The sequence below is a fragment of the Streptomyces parvus genome (assembly GCF_014648875.1).
Lineage (GTDB): Bacteria > Actinomycetota > Actinomycetes > Streptomycetales > Streptomycetaceae > Streptomyces > Streptomyces parvus.
The window spans coordinates 300,595-319,031 of sequence record NZ_BMRY01000004.1 but is presented as its reverse complement, the minus strand read 5'-3'; the positions used below and the strand labels follow the sequence as shown (position 1 = coordinate 319,031).

Annotated in this window: 13 protein-coding genes; 8 read left to right on the top strand and 5 right to left on the bottom strand. The window is 72.6% G+C overall.

Annotated elements, in window-relative coordinates:
• Positions 1-54: 54 nt before the first annotated feature.
• From IE140_RS14985 to IE140_RS14975, 3 genes are all read left to right on the top strand, one after another.
• Complete coding sequence (locus IE140_RS14985) at positions 55-591, top strand: hypothetical protein (protein WP_093443778.1); 537 nt, start codon at positions 55-57, stop codon at positions 589-591.
• Positions 592-675: 84 nt separating this feature from the next.
• Entirely contained in the window at positions 676-3,042 is a 2,367-nt protein-coding gene (locus tag IE140_RS14980) for a hypothetical protein (RefSeq protein WP_150194400.1), read from the top strand.
• Between the two features lie 376 nt (positions 3,043-3,418).
• Positions 3,419-4,978 carry an exopolysaccharide biosynthesis polyprenyl glycosylphosphotransferase gene (locus IE140_RS14975; protein WP_189460436.1) on the top strand — a complete coding sequence of 520 codons (1,560 nt, stop codon included), beginning with the start codon at positions 3,419-3,421 and terminating at the stop codon, positions 4,976-4,978.
• A gap of 74 nt (positions 4,979-5,052) precedes the next feature.
• Here IE140_RS14975 and IE140_RS14970 read toward each other — a convergent pair whose 3' ends face one another.
• Positions 5,053-6,036, bottom strand: a complete 984-nt coding sequence (locus IE140_RS14970) for a GDP-L-fucose synthase family protein (protein ID WP_150194402.1) — start codon at positions 6,034-6,036, stop codon at positions 5,053-5,055.
• A gap of 114 nt (positions 6,037-6,150) precedes the next feature.
• On the opposite strand from IE140_RS14970, the gene gmd reads away from it, so the two are divergent.
• The 4 genes from gmd (at position 6,151) to IE140_RS14950 (ending at position 11,335) form a co-directional block, all read left to right on the top strand.
• Positions 6,151-7,164 carry a GDP-mannose 4,6-dehydratase gene (gene gmd / locus IE140_RS14965; RefSeq protein ID WP_150194421.1) on the top strand — a complete coding sequence of 338 codons (1,014 nt, stop codon included), beginning with the start codon at positions 6,151-6,153 and terminating at the stop codon, positions 7,162-7,164.
• 341 nt (positions 7,165-7,505) lie between these two features.
• Positions 7,506-9,764 (top strand): LamG domain-containing protein, encoded by a 2,259-nt coding sequence (locus IE140_RS14960; protein ID WP_150194405.1) that lies wholly within the window; start codon positions 7,506-7,508, stop codon positions 9,762-9,764.
• A 3-nt stretch (positions 9,765-9,767) separates the two neighbouring features.
• The gene (locus tag IE140_RS14955; RefSeq protein WP_189460427.1) at positions 9,768-10,499 is read left to right on the top strand and encodes an Rv1352/Rv1906c domain-containing protein; all 732 of its coding nucleotides are present in this window, start codon (positions 9,768-9,770) and stop codon (positions 10,497-10,499) included.
• On the top strand, positions 10,496-11,335 hold the full coding sequence (locus IE140_RS14950) for a glycosyltransferase family 2 protein (protein WP_032768627.1): 840 nt from the start codon (positions 10,496-10,498) through the stop codon (positions 11,333-11,335). The genes IE140_RS14955 and IE140_RS14950 overlap by 4 nt, the downstream gene beginning before the upstream one ends.
• A 12-nt stretch (positions 11,336-11,347) precedes the next feature.
• On the opposite strand, the gene IE140_RS14945 is transcribed toward IE140_RS14950, so the two are convergent.
• Positions 11,348-12,511: a glycosyltransferase gene (locus IE140_RS14945; protein WP_109180423.1), complete on the bottom strand. Its 1,164-nt coding sequence runs from the start codon at positions 12,509-12,511 to the stop codon at positions 11,348-11,350.
• A 108-nt stretch (positions 12,512-12,619) separates the two neighbouring features.
• On the opposite strand from IE140_RS14945, the gene IE140_RS14940 reads away from it, so the two are divergent.
• Complete coding sequence (locus IE140_RS14940) at positions 12,620-14,152, top strand: hypothetical protein (RefSeq protein ID WP_150194407.1); 1,533 nt, start codon at positions 12,620-12,622, stop codon at positions 14,150-14,152.
• Here IE140_RS14940 and IE140_RS14935 read toward each other — a convergent pair.
• Genes IE140_RS14935 through IE140_RS14925 form a run of 3 tightly spaced genes read right to left on the bottom strand, consistent with a single transcriptional unit; the run spans position 14,121 to position 18,312 of the window.
• Positions 14,121-15,365: an MATE family efflux transporter gene (locus IE140_RS14935; RefSeq protein ID WP_150194409.1), complete on the bottom strand. Its 1,245-nt coding sequence runs from the start codon at positions 15,363-15,365 to the stop codon at positions 14,121-14,123. The genes IE140_RS14940 and IE140_RS14935 overlap by 32 nt on opposite strands.
• Entirely contained in the window at positions 15,362-17,053 is a 1,692-nt protein-coding gene (locus IE140_RS14930) for a lipopolysaccharide biosynthesis protein (RefSeq protein WP_189460425.1), read from the bottom strand. The genes IE140_RS14935 and IE140_RS14930 overlap by 4 nt, the downstream gene beginning before the upstream one ends.
• Positions 17,050-18,312 carry a glycosyltransferase gene (locus tag IE140_RS14925; RefSeq protein ID WP_189460423.1) on the bottom strand — a complete coding sequence of 421 codons (1,263 nt, stop codon included), beginning with the start codon at positions 18,310-18,312 and terminating at the stop codon, positions 17,050-17,052. The genes IE140_RS14930 and IE140_RS14925 overlap by 4 nt, the downstream gene beginning before the upstream one ends.
• Positions 18,313-18,437: the final 125 nt, after the last annotated feature.

The window sequence follows — 18,437 nt, the reverse complement described above, 5'->3', positions numbered from 1 at the left end:
GTCGACTGGGTGTCCGTGGTTCTGGTTACCGATGCCGAGAAAGGTGCTCATCCCGTGAGTGCTGTTCCCTCCACCCGTACCGCCGCCCGTGCGGGCCTCGCCGCGTTCGCCGCCGCCGCGCTGGCCGTGACCTTCGCCTCCCCCGCCGCCGCCGCGACCGGGACCCGTACCGTCACCGAAGGCGGTACCACCTACAACCTGTCGCTGACGGCCCCCGACAGCGCGGCCGCCTCGGGCGCCAACATCACTGTCACCGGCAGCGGTTACAACACCGCCCAGGGCGTCTACGTGAGCCTGTGCGTGGTGGACGGCGCCCAGGGCGTCAACAAGCCGTCGCCGTGTCTCGGCGGCCAGGACGAGTCCGGCACCACCGGCGCCTCGCACTGGGTCTCGGGCCTGGGCGGCGTCCTCCCCAACACCTCGCCGTTCGGCGCGGGCGGAACCTTCAGCGTCCAGATACACGTCAAGGCCGACCTCGGCGGCGGCAACGTCTGCGGCGACACCGTGGAGTGCGCCATCGTGACCCGCGCCGACCACACCGACACCAACGACCGCAAGTACGACGTCCACGCCCCGATCAACTTCGTCTAACACCAAGCGAGTTCGCCATCCCTTCGCCCGGTCCCGGCCGTTCGTGCCGGGGCCGGGCTCCCACGCGTCGTGACGAGGAATGACATGACATCCACTCCGGGCACCGCTCCCGGCACCCCGCCCGGCGGCCAGAGCAGGCTGAGACGCCGGGCGGGCACGGCCGCCGTCGCCGCCCTGCTGCTCGCCGGGGTTCCCGCCGGCGCGGCGGTCAGCGCCGACGCCGGCACCCCGAAGACAGCCACCGGCCCCCAGGGGCAGAAGCTCACCGTCTCGGCCACCACCGGTCTCGACCCGGCCGGGCAGAGGATCCGGGTCCAGGGCGAGGGGTACGGCCTCACCACCGGCATCTACGTCGCCCTGTGCAAGGACAACGGGGACAACCGCGTGCCCTCCCCCTGCCTCGGCGGGGCCGACATGAGCGGGGGCTCGAAGACCTCGCAGTGGATCGTGCCCCCGGGCGACCCGTACGAGGGCGACCTCGCCTCCGCCTTCGGGCCCGGCGGAACCTTCGACGTGGAGATCGAGATCACGGAGAAGGGCGACGGCCTCGACTGCGCCGAGGTGGCCTGCTCCGTCGTCACCCGCGCCGACCACCGCGCCGCGGGCAACCGTACGCAGGACGTCCGCATACCCGTCGCCTTCGCCGGCCAGGAGCCCGGCGAACCGGGCGGCGGCGAGGGCGTCGACGTACCCGCCGGGACCGTCTCGTACAAGTCCGCCGCCGAGTTCACCACCGCGGGCAAGCCGCTGGACCTGCTGCTGCACCCCGACTCGAAGAAGCTGTACGCCGGCGCGGACAACCTCCCCGACACGGCCGACGTCGACGAGCGCGGGCTCCATGTGCTGAACCCCGAGGACGGGACGTCCGAGAGCTGGATCAGCCAGGCCCCCGGCTCCACCGGAGCGCTGCGGGCCTCGGCCGCCGCGCGCATCGCGGGACCGCTGCCGGGCGACGGCGTCGTCTACAACTACCCGCTGCGGGGCGTCGGCAGCGCCAAGTCGGGCGACGAGGCGGCCTCGGGCGTCTGGCTCACCGGGTCCACGATCACCGACATCGCCCCCGGCACGACCCCGGACACGGTCCTGGTCGCCCAGGGCGCGACGCTCTCCGAGATCGAGCGGGCCACCGGCACGGCGACCCGGACGCTCGTCCTGCCGGGCGGCACCCAGTTCGCCGCCGACCCCGAGCGGGGCGCGGTCTGGTACACCGACTTCACGGCCGGGAAACTGCACCGCGTGGACCTCGCGTCGTTCACCGTCACCGGCTCCTTCGACCTGCCCGGCGGGCCGGGGGGCATGGCCGGATTCACCGAGACGGACCCTGCCACCGGGGCGGTCTGGGTCGGGGTCGACCGGTCCGTGCTGGTCTTCGACGCCGCGGGCACCCTGGTCAAGACGCTCGTCGGCAAGGACCTGGCCCGCGACGCCGCCTTCGACACGGCGACGGGCCGCGCCTATGTCGTCTGGCAGGACGGCGGGGACCTCTCCGACCCGGCCAACGACAACAACGGCACGCTGACCGTGTACGGCACCGAGGACTTCGCCCCGGCCGCGAAGGACCTCTCGCTGCCCGGCAACCACTCCCAGGCCGGCGCGGCCTCGCTCGCCGTCGAACCGGGCGGCGCCACCGTCTTCGTGACCAGCCCCGCCGAGGGGAAGATCACCAGGCTGGTCCGGCAGGTCTCGCCCCTGGTGACCCAGGCACCCGAGGACCTCACGGCGGAGGAGGGCGAGGAGGTCGCCCTCACCGCCGAGGCGGAGGGCACCCCGGAGCCCACGGTCCGCTGGCAGGTCAGCACGGACGGCGCGCAGACCTGGCAGGACGTCGAGGGCGCGACCGAACCCGCCCTCACGTTCACCGCGCGCACGGCGCAGGACGGCTACCGCTACCGCGCCGAGTTCCGCAACGACGTCGGCACCACCCGCACCGCCGCCGTGACACTCACGGTCACCCCGGCCACAGGCGGCGACTCCGGAGGAGACACGGGAGGGGACACCGGAGGCACCGGCGACGCCTCGAACGGCGCCGGGAGCACGGGAGGTGACGGTTCGACAGGGGGTGACGGCGGTACGCAGTCGAGCGGCGGCTCCACCACCGACGGCTCCGGCTCCACCGGTACGACCACCGGCGACTCGGGCTCGACCGGTACCGCCACCGGCGACCCCGGCTCGACCGGGACGACCGGGACGACCGGGACGACCGGGACGACCGGGACGACCGGAGGCTCGACCGCCGCAGCCGGCGGCTCCACCGGTACGGCCGGCAGCTCCGGCTCCACCGTCGGCGGGGGCGTCGCGGGCGGCACCGGAACCGCCGCCACGTCCGGCGGCGGCAGCCTGGCCGCCACCGGGGCCACTGTGATGTCGGTAACTCTCGCGGCAGCGGCGCTCGTCGGCACCGGGGTGCTGGTCCACCGGCGCGCCAGGAGGCGCACGGAAGGCGCACTCTGACGCCGTAACGCCCTTTCCGCCCCTCGGGTCCGGGAGGCGGCACCCGAACCCCCTGGCCGGGCACACCGCCCGCCAGGGGGTTCACGCGTTCCCGCCCCGGCGCGGCGGAGCCGGACCCCGGGTGGGCCGCCCCTTCGGCCCCGTCGGGTACAAACGCTTACTCGGCTGTCACTCCATCAATCTCCTTGCCCACCAGGCGACATCGGACGGTTCCGGCCGATCGGAGGTGTCTGGACCGAGCCGTCTGAACTTCACGAGAACTCCAGCGAAATGGCACGTGTGTGGATATCGTGCACCGAGCGAGGGCGCATCCGTCAGTCCATGGGATCGACGGATGCGTCCCGTTTGCGGGGGTGCAACTGTGGCTGGGGGGCTCATGGGGCATGTCGAAATACCTGATACCGATCTGTCCGGACCGGTGGGGCTACGGGGCGCGCCGCGCCCTCGCACCGCCGCTTCCCGGAATCGCACGGCGGCCCTGGAGCAGCTCTGGAGGGCCCCGACGGCTCAGCGCGACCCGGCCGGCCCGGTGCCGGTCCAGCGAAAGCCCGCGCACGGCCCGGTCCTCGCCGCGCTGACCGATCTGCTGGGTCTGGCCGGTCCGGCCTGGCTGCTGCTGCGCGCGGGGGACCAGCCCCGTCCGGTGGCGGCCGCCGCGGTGGCGGGGCTGCTGTGGGCCGGACTGCGGGGGGCCCGGGGGCGGTACACCGACCGGCCGCGGAACGGACCGGGCGGTGCGGCCGGTGCCGTCGGGGCGGTCGGTGACTGGCTCGTGCTCATCGGCCTGCTGGCCGTGCTGCACACCGCCGCGGGCAGCCCGGTGGACCCGGCCACGGCCGTCGTGGCCGTCGCGCCGGGGCTGCTGGTAGCCGCCGCGGTGGCGGGGCTGCGGCGGTGGCCACGCACCGCCCGGCGGGCCGGCCGGGTCCGCAGGGTGCTGCTCGTCGGCGAGGCGTCGGGCGTGGACCGGGCGGCCGAGCTGCTCATCTCCCGTACGGATCACGACTTCTCGCTGGTCGCCGCCATCCCGGTGGGCGCCGCCCGGCTGAAGCTGGAGGGGGTGCAGGTGCCGGGGCGCCTCGCGTCCTGCCCGGCCGACGACGATGTGCCGACGGTCCTCGGCGGGGTCTATGCCCACGGGGCGGACCTGGTGCTGGTGGCTCCCGGGCCCCAGTTGACCGGTGACCGGCTGCGCCGCCTCGGCTGGGGACTGCACGACCGGGGCGTCGCCCTGTCCGTGCTCTCCGAGCTGACCGGCGTCGCGGCCGAGCGGGTGCGTCCCGTCACCGCGGCCGGGCTCACCCTGCTGCACATCGCGCCGCCGCTGCGCGGGGGGCCGCAGGCGGTGGTGAAGAACGTGCTGGACCGCGCGGGCGCCCTGTTCGGACTGCTGGCCCTGGCCCCGCTGCTGCTGGCGGTGGCGCTGAGCGTCCGGCTGTCCTCGCGGGGGCCGGTCTTCCACCGGCAGGTGCGGCAGGGGCAGCACAACCGGCCGTTCACCATGTGGAAGTTCCGCACGATGGTGGCGGACGCGGAGCAGCTCAAGGCACAGCTCGCCGTGGTCAACGAGGTCGACGGGCCGCTGTTCAAGATGCGCAGCGACCCCCGGGTGACTCCGGTCGGCCGGATGCTGCGGCGTACGTCGATCGACGAACTCCCGCAACTGCTCAATGTGTTGCTGGGCCATATGTCGTTGGTCGGGCCTCGGCCACCGCTGCCGGAGGAGGCGTCCCGCTACGACGAGCGGGAGCACCGGCGGCTCGCCGTGAAGCCGGGGCTCACGGGCCTGTGGCAGGTGAGCGGGCGCTCCGACCTGAGCTGGCAGGAGACCGTGTCGCTCGACCTCTGGTACGTGGACAACTGGTCGGTCGCCGCCGACATGGGACTTCTCGCCCGCACCGTGCGCGCCGTCACCGACGGCCGCGGGGCGTACTGAGGACGGCGGGCGTGCGGATGCGAGGAGCGGCGCCACCGGTGCGCCGCCGGGAGGGTGCTCCCGGCGGCGGACGGTCACTGTCCGGGCGGGAGTTGCCCGAGCCACCAGGCGTAGGTGCGGGCGATGCCGTCGCGCAGCGTGATCTTCGGCGTGAAGCCGAGGGCGTTCAGCCGGGTGACGTCGAGGAGCTTGCGGGGGGTCCCGTCGGGCTTGGAGGTGTCCCAGTCGACGCGTCCCTCGTACCCCGTCACTTCCCGTACGGTTTCCGCCAGTTCGCGGATGGTGAGGTCCTCGCCGCAGCCGATGTTGACGGGTTCGTCGCCGTCGTAGGCCTCCAGCAGGCTCACACAGGCGGCGGCGAGGTCGTCGACGTGGAGGAACTCGCGGCGCGGCGATCCGGATCCCCACAGGGTCACCTCGGGGGCCCCGTCCCGGCGCGCCTCGTGGAAGCGGCGGATCAGCGCGGGCAGGACGTGCGAGGTCTCCAGGTCGAAGTTGTCGCCGGGCCCGTAGAGATTGGTGGGCATGGCGCTGATGTAGGAGGCGCCGTACTGCCGCCGGTAGGACTGGGTCTGGACGATTCCGGCGATCTTGGCGAGGGCGTACGCCTCGTTGGTGGGCTCCAGCTCGCCGGTGAGCAGCGACTCCTCGCGGATCGGCTGGGGCGCGAGCCGGGGGTAGATGCACGACGAGCCGAGGAAGAGCAGCCGTTCGGTCCCGGCCGCGTGCGCGCCCGCGATCACGCTGAGCTGGATGCGCAGGTTGTCCTCCAGGAACTGCACCGGATACGTGCTGTTGGCCATGATCCCGCCCACCTTGGCGGCGGCCAGCACCACGGCGTCCGGGCGGACCTCCTTCAGATACGTCTCGGTCCGCGCGGCGTCGCGCAGGTCGAGGAGGTCGCGGCCGCGGGTGAGCACCTCGTGGCCGTCGTCGGCGAGGCGGCGGGCCACCGCCGACCCGACCAGGCCGCGGTGTCCCGCGACGAATATGCGGGAGCCGGGCCGCAGTAGGGAACGGGCGGATTCCTGGGACGGGACGGGGAGTTCGGTCGTCATGGCTCGGATTGTGCCAGCAGAAAAGGACTGCGGTGACACTTTGCCGCAGAACGCTCCAATTCCGGAATATCGGTGAACATCGCCGCCGAGGCGATCAGCAGAGAAGGGGGAATCGTGGCGAAGACCGCGCTCATCACCGGAGTGACAGGCCAGGACGGTTCGTATCTGGCCGAGTTGTTGCTCGACAAGGGATACACGGTGCACGGGCTCATACGCCGTTCCTCGAGCTTCAACACCGAGCGCATAGACCACATCTACCAGGGTCCCGAGGAGCCGGAGCGCTCCTTCGTCCTGCATCACGCGGACCTGTCCGACGGTGTGGCACTGGTGAACCTGCTGCGCGACATCCAGCCCGACGAGGTCTACAACCTGGGCGCGCAGTCGCATGTACGGGTGTCCTTCGACGCCCCGCTGTACACCGGTGACGTCACCGGTCTCGGCACCATCCGGCTCCTGGAGGCGGTCCGGGCCAGCGGTATCCAGACCCGGATCTACCAGGCCTCGTCCTCCGAGATGTTCGGGGCCAGCCCGCCCCCGCAGAACGAGAAGACCCCGTTCCACCCGCGCAGCCCGTACAGCGTCGCGAAGGTCTACTCCTACTGGGCCACGGTCAACTACCGCGAGGCGTACGACATGTTCGCGGTGAACGGGATCCTCTTCAACCATGAGTCGCCGCGCCGGGGCGAGACCTTCGTGACCCGGAAGATCACCCGGGGCGTCGCCCGGATCAAGGCGGGGCTCCAGGACCGGCTGCACCTGGGCAACCTGGACGCGGTCCGGGACTGGGGGTACGCGCCGGAGTACGTGGACGCCATGTGGCGGATGCTCCAGTGCGACACCCCCAACGACTTCGTGATCGCCACCGGCGAGGGCGTCAGCGTCCGGGACTTCTTGGAGTACGCCTTCGAGCACGCGGGCCTCGACTGGCGCGAGCATGTGCGCTACGACCCGAAGTACGAACGCCCCAGCGAGGTCGACGCGTTGATCGGTGATGCCTCCAAGGCCGAGGAGCTGCTGGGGTGGAAGCCCGAGGTGAAGTCCCGGGAGCTTGCCCGGATCATGGTCGACGCCGATATCCGCAAGCTGGCCGACCAGTTGTCCGGAGCCGCCGTCCGGGTGGACCGGTGAAGGGCCAGGGCCCCCGGGTGCGTGGGCCGCTCCGCCGCCGGCCCGCCGTTCCCTTACCGGGCCGACAGGGCCGTGCGACCGCCGACGCCCGCACCGGGCCGGCGGCCACCCATGACTCCCGGCCGGCGCTCGCCGCGCCCGTGCCCGGGACGATCACCGGCGCCACCACCGATCTCCGCCGACCGCTCGGTGGAGCTCGACGCGCCGGTCACGGGCGGGGCCCCGGCCCCGCCTCCCCACTCGCCTCGGCCCCCGGGGGGACGCACCGTCCCCGCGGCCGGTCGGGCGAGGCAGCATCCGCGGCCTTCGGGCCGCAGCGCGAATCTCACCTTCGGAGCTGAATGATGAACGGAAGTACGGGGCGCAGAGGCGGAGGGCGCGGCCGTGTGCGGGCCGCGTCCGCCGCTCTCGGCCTGCTGGCCGGAGCCCTGACCGCGACCACGGTCGGGGCCTCTCCGGCAGCGGCGCTGACACCACCGGTCGCCATCACCGCGGACGACCTCTCCACCTGGCAGACCAACGGGATCGTCTGGTCGATGGCCGCCGGCGACGGCGTCGTCTACGCGGGCGGCACCTTCTCCACCCTGCGGCCCCCCACCGCGGCCCCCGGCACGGACGAACAGCCCGCGGTGAACTTCGCCGCGTTCGACGCGGCGACCGGGGCGCCCACCGACTGCTCGCTGTCTTTCACCGTCTCCTCGGGGACCGCGACCGTACGGGCCCTCGCTCTCTCACCGGACGGCGGAACGCTGTACGCGGGCGGCCGGTTCGGTGCGGTGAACGGTGAAAGCGTGAGCAACATCGCCGCGATCGACACCGACACCTGCGCTGTCAGCAGCACCTTCAAGATCGGGGTCTCGGCGACCGTACGGGGGCTCGCGGTCACCGACGACACGGTCTATCTCGCGGGCGACTTCACCACGGTCGGCGGGCAGACCCGAAGCCACTTCGCCGCCGTCACGACCGGAGCCTCACTGCTGCCCTTCACGGCCGACGCCGACGAGGTCGCACGGGCCGTCGAGGTGACCCCGGACGGGCAGAACGTGCTGCTCGGCGGGGACTTCTTCCGGATCAACGGGACGAACACCCACGCGCTGGCCGTCGTCGACGCAACGACCGGACAGCTCACCAAGTCCTACCCGGGGTTCATCCACAACAACTCCACGGTCCAGGACATCACCACCGACGCGGGCGGCTTCTACACCGCCAACGAGGGCACCGGCGGCGGGGTGTTCGACGGTCGCATCGCACTGAACCTCGGCGACTTCGAGCAGCGCTGGCGGGACACCTGCCTCGGCGCGACCCAGTCGGTGCTGGTGCACTCCGGGGTGCTGTACAGCGGCAGCCACGCCCACGACTGCTCCAGCATGGACGCGTTCCCGGACCAGCCGCGCAAGCACCTGCTGGCCCAGTCGGTCGACGACCCGAAGCTGCTGCCCTGGTTCCCGGACACCAACGACGGGATCGGCGAGCCCGTCGGGCCGCGGGTGATGGCCCAGACGAGCAGCGGCGGGCGCCACTACATGTGGGTGGGCGGCGAGTTCACCACCGTCAACACCAAGGCGCAGCAGGGGCTGACCCGGTTCGCGGACGGCCCGGACACGGGCGTGCCGTGGGTGCCCAACGTCAGCCTCTCCACGCTGACCCCCGGGCGGATCGACGTGAACTGGCAGACCAGCTTCGACACCGACGACGGTGAGCTGACCTACCGGATCTACAAGGACGGCTCGAACACCCCGATCCACACGACGACCGGCTACTCGGTCTTCTGGGACCGTCCGCAGCTGACCTGGACGGACACCGACGTCGCACCGGGCGAGACCCACTCGTACCGGATCACCGCGAGCGACGGCACCAACACCAGCGCCAAGTCCCCCGCCCAGTCCGCCACCGTGGCGAGCGAGACGGAGGCGTACCCGGCACGGGTCAGGGCCGACGGGGCGAGCCTCTACTGGCGCTGGGACGAGGGCACCTCCACGTTCGCACACGACAGCAGCGGCAATCTGAACAACGGGTTCATGCGCAACGGCCCCGCCTACCGGCAGACCCCGGCGGCGGTCGCCGGGCCCTCGACGGCGATCGGGTTCAACGGCAGCAACGACTACGCCTACAGCAACCGTCAGCACCCGCAGCCGGACCGGTTCACCATCGAGACCTGGATCAGGACCACCACGACCCGGGGCGGGAAGATCGTGGGCTTCGGCAATCTGACCCAGCAGAACAGCACCCGCCACGACAAGCACATCTACATGCGCAACGACGGGCGCCTCGTGTTCGGCGTCCAGAGCGGCGGGGCCCGCACCGTCACCACCTCGGGGGCGTACAACGACGGCCAGTGGCACCACGTCGTCGCCACCCAGGGCCCGCTGGGGCAGGGCATGTCCCTGTACGTCGACGGGCAGCTGCGCGCGTCGAACATCCTCGTCTCCGGCAACGACAGCCGGCCGGGCTACTGGCGGGTCGGCGGGGACAACCTGTCCGGCTGGCCCAGCCGTCCCACCAGCAACTTCTTCGAAGGGCAGATCGACGAGACCGCCATCTATCCGACTGCGCTGAGCGGATCCACGATCAGCGCGCACTACGCCCTGAGGAACGGCTGAGAGATGAGAAACCCGTTCCTGGCCTGCGCCGCCGTCGTTCTGACGGCGGCGGCGCTGGCCGCCTGCGGCTCGTCCGCGGACGGGAACGACCCGGAGGCCGCGGGCGCCCAGCGCCCCGCGGCCTCCGGGCCCGCCGCCCCCGGCCCGTCCGCCACCACCGCCACCGAGCCCGCCACGCCGCCCACCGAGGAGCCGGCGACCCCGGAGGCGTCCGCTCCGGCTGCCACGGCCGAGGTCCCGAAGACGCCCGCCGACGAGATCACCCCGGCCACGGGGACGTTCACCAAGAAGCAGAAGGAGTATCTGAAGGACCGGGTGCCGAAGGGGATGGACCCGGCGGCCGTGCTCCAGACCGGCCAGGAGACCTGCGACAAGCTGCGCTACCTCGTCAAGGGCGACCGGGACACCGCGGTCGGCGCCATCGTCACGGGCGAGATCCCCGACGCGAAGGACGCCGTCGCCGGGCTCTGCACCCAGCACCAGGACCTGGTCGACGAGGCGGCGTACGGCTACCCGGACGGCAAGCACACCGGGAAGCAGCTCCGTCCGGGCGTATACCGCTCGGCCTCCCCCACCCCGGACTGCTCCTGGCAGATCGAGGGGGCGGGCGGCAAGGAGCTGGCCTCCGGCGCCTCCGACACCGGGAAGTCCCGGAAGATCACCATCCCCGAATCCGCCGTCACGTTCACGTCCACAGGCTGCTACGCCTGGCTGCCCGAAGGAGCCGCGGGATGACCGCAGGTACACCGAAACTCCCGATAGCCGTGGCGATCCCCACGAAGAACGAGGGGCTGAACATCGCGGAGGCGGTGAAATCGGTGCTCGGCCACTTCGAGGCGGTCGTGGTGGTGGACTCCCACAGCACCGACGACACTGTGAAGATCGCCGAGGAGTGCGGGGCGGAGGTGGTCACGTACACCTGGGACGGCGGGCATCCGCGCAAGAAGCAGTGGTGCCTGGAACACGTCCGCACGGACCTGGACTGGATCCTGCTGCTCGACGGCGACGAGCGGCTCAGCCCCGGGCTGCTGGCCGAGCTGCGGGAGACCTTCCGGAACCCGGACGCGCCGAAGCCGGCGGCGTACGACATACCGCTCGGCTACTGGTTCTCCGGGAAGCGGCTGCGGCACGGATACACCATCCGCAAGCGGTCGTTGACCGACCGGACCCGCTGCCACTACCCGGAGGTCGGGGACCTGGACGCCCCGGGGATCGGGGAGGTGGAGGGCCACTACCAGCCGGTCGCGGCGAGCGTGGGCACCCTCACCCACCCGATCGAGCACCAGGACCTCGACCCGGTGACCGCCTGGTTCGAGCGGCACAACCGCTACTCGGACTGGGAGGCCTGGCTGGAGCACCACCCCCACGTGAAGGAGCAGGTGCGCCAGGTCAAGTCGCGCCAGGGGCAGTTGTTCCACAAGGCGCCGTTCAAGCCGGTGGTGTCCTTCGCCTACATGTATCTCTACAAGCGGGGGTTCCTGGACGGCCGGGCCGGCTTCGACTTCGCACTGGCGATGAGCTTCTACCGCTGGCAGATCGCACTCAAGTCCCGCGAGAAGCCAGTACGTTGACAAGCACTCCCCTCACCCTCGCCTCCGGCGGACCACGTCCTCGTAGGTCCGCCGGAGGGTGGCGGTGACGGCCTCGATGGTGAACTGCTCGTTCACCAGCTCCCAGGCGGCCTTGCCCGCCTGCTCGGCGGCCTCCGGCTCCAGCAGCTCCAGGATCGCGTCGGCGACCTTGCGGGCGTTGGCCGCGTCCTCGCCGACCCGGCTGTCGATGACCCGGCCCGAGCCCGCCCCCGCCACATCGGGGGCCTGGCCGCAGGTGCGGGTGATGACGACCGGGGTGCCGACCGACATCGCCTCCAGCACCGACACCGGGAACGGCTCCTCGATGGCGGGCAGCACGTACACATCGGCCTCGCGGTCGGCGGCCAGCACCTCATCGTGCTCCAACGGGCCGACGTGGTGGAGGGATTCAGCCACCCCGAGCTGCCGGGCGAGCCCGAGGGTGCCGGCCAGGGCGCCGGTGTCGGGACCGGCCAGCACGAACCGGGCGTCCGGGTGGCGGGCGAGGACGTGCGGCATCGCGGCGACGAAGTCCTCGGGCCGCTTGCGCTCCTGGATCCGGGCCAGATACAGCACGGTGGGCGGGCGGCCGGGCTCACGGGCGGGCTTGCGCTCCTGCGGGCGGACCCCGTTGACCAGCCGGACGGTGCGGGTGAGCGGGACGGGGGCTGCGACGGCGTTCACGTCGAGCCGCTCCATCTCGGTCAGATGCAGCACGGCGTCCGCCTCGCGCAGCACCTTGCGGACCCCGAGGAGGTCGGTGAGCTGGGCGACCTTCTTCTCGGTGGGGTCGATCATGCCGTGGGTCTGCACGACGAGGGGCGTACGGGTGGCGAGCGCGAGGAGCGCCGCCGGCAGGGTCACCAGGTCCCGCATCAGATGGACGTGGACGAGGTCGGCGCCGCGCATCATGCGGCGGGCGGTGTTCAGCAGGGCGGCGGAGGTGATGCCGCTGACCTCGAACATCGGGAGGAGGTGCCGGGCCTGGAAGAGATGGACCGGAACTCCTTCCACCTCGCCGGGCAGTTCGCCGCCGGGGAAGCCGTCGCCGAGAGCCATGACGCGTGCGTCGTCGCCGTGCGCGCGCTGGACCTTGGAGAGGTTGAAGGCCACGCGCGTCGGTCCGCCGAAGGCGTGATCCGGGGTGTGGAGCGTGACAACGTGCAGGATTTTCACCAGAGTTCCCCTCGACTATGGCCAAGTATTCACAGCGTAGTCATCGACCCCCCTCAAGTGGGCTGATTCGTTAGAGTGTTCAGCGGTTCACTGATCCCGGGGGGGCGCATGACGTCGGTGCACACGTCGGCGCGGGAGCAGGCCACTCCCACGGCCGCGGGCTCGCGGGGGCCCTGGGTTCCCGGTGCTCCTCCGGAGCGGCCGATCGCCTGGTCGATGCTGTCGCGGGCGCTGTCCGTGCCGCTCATCCTGGGCCTGGTCTGCTTCCTGCCCGCGGTGATCGCCGCCCAGCCCGGCGACGGGGTCCGGGACACGGCGTACTGGCTCCAGCTCGTGCTGACCTGCTACGCGGGCGCCCGGCTAGCGACGATGATCCTCTCCACCCGGCGGCGGCTGCTCCAGGGCGTCTTCTGGATGTTCGTGTACATCGCGATGGGCGTGGCGCCGTTCGCCCAGGTGGTGATCGGACAGACGCCGACACCGATGGTGGGGCCGCGCCAGGACCTGGTCACGGCCATCGCGATGGTGCTGGTCGGGTGCGCCGCCTACGACCTGGGGGCGTTGCTGGCCTCCCGGCGCCCGCTGCGCCGCCGGACGCCCTCCGCGAAGGGGGTGGGCAGCGGGCCCGCGGTCGCTCATCCGCTGCGGCTGCGGCTGCTGGTGCTGCTGGCGTTCACCGCGAGCGCGTTCTACGTGCTGAAGCTGGGCGGACCCGCGGTCTTCTTCGCCAGCCGGCAGGAGATCAACGAGACCGTGGCGGCGAGCGGCGTCGTCACGGAGGGGTCCAATGTGGGCTCGGCGTTCCTCAAGGGCTTCGGACAGGTTCCGGCGCTGCTGGCGCTGCTCTTCTACACCCGGCGCCTGGCGACCTCCTACCGGGCCCGGCGCCGACCGTCGACGGTGCTGGTGTGGGTGGCGTTGGCAGCGCTGAACCTGCTGGTCAACAACCCGATCTCCAACGCCCGTTACTGGTTCCTGACGGTGGTGGTGGCATTCGTGTTCGCCGCGTTCCCGAGCAGCGCCGCGGTCTACCGGACGGTGCTGACGGCGGGTGTGGTGGGGGCGCTGGTGCTGTTCCCGTACGCGGACAGGTTCCGGTACGAGGAGGGGAGCCAGCGGTCCGTGCAGTCGGCCTCGGTCTTCGATCCGCTGGTGACCAAGGACTACGACCAGATGGTGATGTTCGCCAACACCATCTCGTGGGTCGACACCCGGGGCCATACCTATGGCCGCCAACTGGCGGGCTCCGGGCTGTTCTTCGTGCCGCGCGCGGTGTGGAGCGGAAAACCGGAGGACACCGGGGTCCGGGTCGGGCAGTGGATGGGGCTGCGGATGACGAACCTCTCGGCCCCGCTGTGGACGGAGTTCTGGGTCGACCTCGGCGCGAGCGGCATGATCGGCGGGATGGCGCTGATCGGTTACGCGTCGGCGCGCACCGACCGCCGCTACGCCCTGGCCGTCACCCGGGCCGGTCCCGGCCCCGGGAGTGTGCTGGCCATCGCCGCGCCGCTGATCGCCGGATACACCTTCATCCTGCTGCGCGGCCCGCTCCTCCAGGCGGCGGGGAAGCTGGCCATCGCCGCGCTGTGTCTGGTCGCCATCGCGACGTTCAGGGAGCGGCGGGCAGGGCGTCGGCGCTGACGTCCTCGTCACGGGCCGGGGTGCGCCGGCGCAGCCGGGCCACCCTGATCCAGGTGGCGACGGCCTTGCAGAGCGACCCCAGGAACAGCCCCCAGGCGGCGCCCGGGACGCCCCCGAGGACGTAGCCGCCCGCGAGGAACGCCACGGAGGTGAGCGAGAAGACGACCTGGATGGCGAGCGTGGTGCGCGGGTCGAGCATCCGCAGGGCGAGGAGTCCGCAGGTGCCGACCGCCATCGCCGCGTACTGGCTGCCGGTAGCCGGGAGCAGCTCGGCAGCCACCGGCCAGGTGTCGCCGAGGAGTTGGCGTCCGGCGGTCTCGGGCAGCAGGGCGAGCACGGTGGCCCAGAGGGCGGCGGTCCCCGCGAGGGCGGCGGCGAGCGCGGCGGTGGCCCGGATCCGGCGGCGCTCGTCGCCGATGCGGCCCAGGATCGGCGGGCCGAAGGAGGTGGCCGAGGTGAACAGCACGTTGAGCGGCCCGAACAGGGTGGTCGCCCCGCGCAGCGCGCCGACCAGGAGGGGGTTGCCGACCGCGCCGAGGCCGAGGACGGACAGTTGGCCGGTCGCGTTGCCGACGCCGAACTCGACGGTGAAGCGCTGCCCGAGGTGGCCGCGCCGCAGCATCGGGCGCAGCCGCAGCGGGGTTCCGGCGGTGGCGCGGTGGAGGAGGGCGGCGGAGAGCAGAAGCGCGGGCAGCGCGGACAGGCCCCAGACGGTGATCAGCCGGGCCGGGGACACCCCGTAGTCCTGTACGGAGAGCGCACCGAGCACGCAGCCGAGCCGCAACAGGTCGGAGAGCAGGGCGAGATGGGGCTGCTGGAGGGTGGAGAAGGCGTACCGTACGGCGTCCTGTCCGAGCACCACGGGGAGGACGAGGCCGAGCATCAGCAGGGCGCGGGCGGTGTCGCCGGGGACGAGAACGCAGACGGCGGCGAGCAGCGCGCCGAGCACGGTGGCGGCGAGCACCGTGAAGGCCACGGCCGACCGGCAGGCGCCCCGGGTCTCCTCCCCCGCCCCGCGCTTGAGGACCAGCGGCTGCCCGGTGTACGCCCCCGAGACGCCGAGCAGGACCGTGAAGACCAGGTAGACCGCGGAGAAGCGGGCGAAGTCGGCGAGGGTGGAGAGCCGTGCGGCGGCAAGAAGCACCAGGATGTTGGTGAGCGCCGCCACTCCCTGGTCCGCGACCGAGCAGAGGACAGCGGTGCGGGCTCTCACCGGCGGGGTGCCGGGAGGGTCAGGGAGCGCAGACCGAGGGTCTCGGTGGGGTCTCCGGTGGTCTCGGGGGTGTCCGGCTCCGGGGTGGGCGGGGTGGGTCCGGATCCTCCGGACCGGCGGCGGGCCGACTTCGTGCGGCGCTCGGCGCGGCGCAGCCGGCGCCGGGGCGGGTGGAGCAGGGCGCCGAGGACGGAGCCGCCGGAGGCGCTGATGATCTCGCGGATGCGCTCCAGGTCGCTGCGGTGCACCTCGCGCGGATCGCACACGATCATGACACCGGTGACCCGGTCGACGAGGGCGACCGCGTCGGCGTAGGCGAGGACGGGCGGGGCGAGCACGATGACGACGGTGCCAGGGCTGTCGGCCTCGCCGACGATCCGGCCGACGGGCGGGGAGGTGAGGGCGCGCGGGACGTTGTCGACGACGGTGCCGGGGATCAGGGTGAACGCCCCGGAGCCGGGGACGTCCACGCCGGAGCGGCTGCCGGTGGGCCAGCTGCCGTCGCCCTCGTCGGCGGCCCAGCGCGGCGAACGCGTCTCGTGGGCGGCGGAGCCCAGCTCCCTGGCGAGGGTCGGGGTGCGCAGATCGGCCTCGGCGAGAAGGACGTCCCGGCCCATCTCGGCGAAGGCGGCGGCGAGGTTGGCGGCAGCTGCGGCGGCCTCCGCGTTGTCCCCGCGCGGGGCGGTGACCAGCAGGCGGCGGCTCTCGGCGAACGACGGGTCGTAGGCGAGCCGGAAGGCGACCGCGCGGTACTCCTCGGCGAGCCGGGATCCGCCGCGGCCGATGGCGAGCAGCCCCGCCCCGGCGGCGCGCTCCCGGGGCAGGGTGCCCAGCAGCGGTGCGCCGAGCGAGCGGACCAGTTCGCGGTCGGAGCGTACGGCGGGGTCGAAGACGAGCCGCACCCAGGACAGCAGCAGCCCGAGCGCCAGGCCGACGACCCCGCCGAGGCCGAGGAGCAGGGGCAGGCCGGCGCCGGTGGGCGAGGCCGGGGCGACCGGCTTCTTGTTGAGGTAGCCGGGGGTGGTGTCCAGGGCCTTCAGCTCGGAGATCTTCCGGGTCAGCTCGGAGATGGAGACGATGATGTTGGCGCGGGCGCTGGTGACGTCTTCGGCCGCGCCCGCACCGACCTGCTCCTCCAGCAGATCGCGCTTCTCCTCCAGCGGCTTCAGCTGGGCGCGGTAGCCGCCCGCCATGTTCTCGATGCTCTCCTCGGTGCGCGCCTTGCGGTGGGCCAGATAGGCGCCCGCGAGGGCTTCGGCGCGGGCCCGGGACTGCTCGGGGGTGGCGCCGGTGTAGGAGAACCGGAGGGTGAGGGTGTTGGGCGGGTTGGTGACCTGGAGTCCGATGAGCAGTTCGCGGGCGGTGACGTCGTCGCCCTGCTTGAGGAGCGCGCCCGCGGCCAGGGTGCCGACGGTGTCACTGGCGGCGGTCTGGCGCTCGGAGCCGATGTTGATGCCCTTGTCCGCGGTGGCTCCGGCGGCGAAGGGGTCGGCGATGGCGGACCGGACCTGGACCTCGCCGGTCGCGGTGTACGTCTTCTCGCCGCCGAGGGCCAGATAGCCCCCGCCGAGCAGGCCGACGACCACGCCGACGGCCAGCAGGGCGCGGTAGCGCAGGAGTTGGCGGAACTGGTCGCGCAGCAGCGCGGGCTCGTCGTGGTCGTCCACGACCCGGTTCACGGGTGTCATCGGAGGCCACCGCCCTGTCCGTCCCGCAGGACCTCGGCGAGCAGGTCGTCGAAGCGGGCGAGCCCCGCCTCCCGGCTCAGGTGGTGTGCGACGTACCGGGGGCCCTCGGCCCCGAGGGCGTCGGCGGCGGCCGGGTCGGCGGCGAGTTTCTGTACGGCCTCCAGCAGGGCGGCCGGGTCCTCGGGGGCGACGAGGACTCCGGCGCCGGAGCGGCGGACCTCGTCCGCGGTGCCTCCCTCGTCGGCGACGGAGGCGATCACGGGTCGGCCGGAGGTGAAGTACGAGGTGAGCTTGGAGGGGACGCTCATGTCGAGGACCGAGGCGCGCTGGGTGACGGCGAGGACGTCGGCGGCGGCGAGGACGTCGGTGAACTCCTCGGCCGCCACGGGCTCCAGGAACTCCATGTTGACGAGCCCCTCGGCGCGGGCGCGCAGGGCGTCGCGCTGGTTGCCGTCGCCCATCAGGACGACGCGGACGCCGGGGGCGAGGCGGGCGGCCTCCACCAGGACCTCCAGGCCCTGTTTGAGGCCCATGTTGCCGGAGTGCAGGATCACCGGGACGCCGTCGGGCCAGCCGAGCCGGGCCCGGGTCGCGGCCCGGTCGGCGGTGGGGCCCTGCACATGGGTCCAGTTGGGGACGAGGCGGATGCGGCCGGGGTCGACGCCGAGGGCCCGGACGCCGGGGACGAAGCTCTCGTGGATGACGCCGACGAGGGCGGCCCCGCGCAGCGCGTACCGCTCGGCGGCCGCGGCGACGGCGGAGGCCCTGCCGCCGCCCCGGATACCGCTCTGCGCGGCGGCGGCGCCCATCAGGTCCTGCACGACGGGGAGATAGGGCACCCGGTGGTGCCGGGCGAGGCGCGCCCCGATGACTCCGCCGGCGAGGCTGGGCATCTGGGAGACCACCACGTCGGGGCGGCCGGGCGGTGGTCCGATCAGCCCGGTGGCGAGGATGCTCGCCTCGAACGCGGCTCGCTTCAGAGCGGTCTGACGTGGCGGCACGTAGTGGCGGCGTCGGTGCACGCCGACGCCTCCCCGTATCTCCACCGTCCGCCACACGCCCCGGTAGCCCTCCTCGAGGCGCCAGGACGGGTAGTGCGGCATGCCGGTGAGCGCCCGGACGCGGGCGCCGGACGCGGCCCAGTGCTCGGCCAGTTGGGTGGCGTACGGGCCTATGCCCGTGAGCTCCGGAGCGTAGTTGGTCGAAACCAGCAGAAGTCGGCGGCCCCGGAACGGACCGGGCCTTGCAGCATCGGACATCGGACGATCGCCTTCCCCCCACGACAGCCGCTGTTCCCGGCGAGGAACAGCCCCCGTCGAGCTTATCCGTTCACGGCTTGCACAAGTGTTCTTCACAGTAAGGTCGTTGGAACATCACCGGATCA

Bases quoted from the DNA above. Each gene is read 5' to 3' on its own strand.
- IE140_RS14955 (WP_189460427.1), top strand. From the start codon at position 9,768: ATGAGAAACCCGTTCCTGGCCTGCGCCGCCGTCGTTCTGACGGCGGCG.
- IE140_RS14975 (WP_189460436.1), top strand. From the start codon at position 3,419: ATGGGGCATGTCGAAATACCTGATACCGATCTGTCCGGACCGGTGGGG.
- IE140_RS14925 (WP_189460423.1), bottom strand. From the start codon at position 18,312: ATGTCCGATGCTGCAAGGCCCGGTCCGTTCCGGGGCCGCCGACTTCTG.
- IE140_RS14940 (WP_150194407.1), top strand. From the start codon at position 12,620: ATGACGTCGGTGCACACGTCGGCGCGGGAGCAGGCCACTCCCACGGCC.
- IE140_RS14930 (WP_189460425.1), bottom strand. From the start codon at position 17,053: ATGACACCCGTGAACCGGGTCGTGGACGACCACGACGAGCCCGCGCTG.
- IE140_RS14950 (WP_032768627.1), top strand. From the start codon at position 10,496: ATGACCGCAGGTACACCGAAACTCCCGATAGCCGTGGCGATCCCCACG.
- IE140_RS14970 (WP_150194402.1), bottom strand. From the start codon at position 6,036: ATGACGACCGAACTCCCCGTCCCGTCCCAGGAATCCGCCCGTTCCCTA.
- IE140_RS14980 (WP_150194400.1), top strand. From the start codon at position 676: ATGACATCCACTCCGGGCACCGCTCCCGGCACCCCGCCCGGCGGCCAG.
- IE140_RS14960 (WP_150194405.1), top strand. From the start codon at position 7,506: ATGATGAACGGAAGTACGGGGCGCAGAGGCGGAGGGCGCGGCCGTGTG.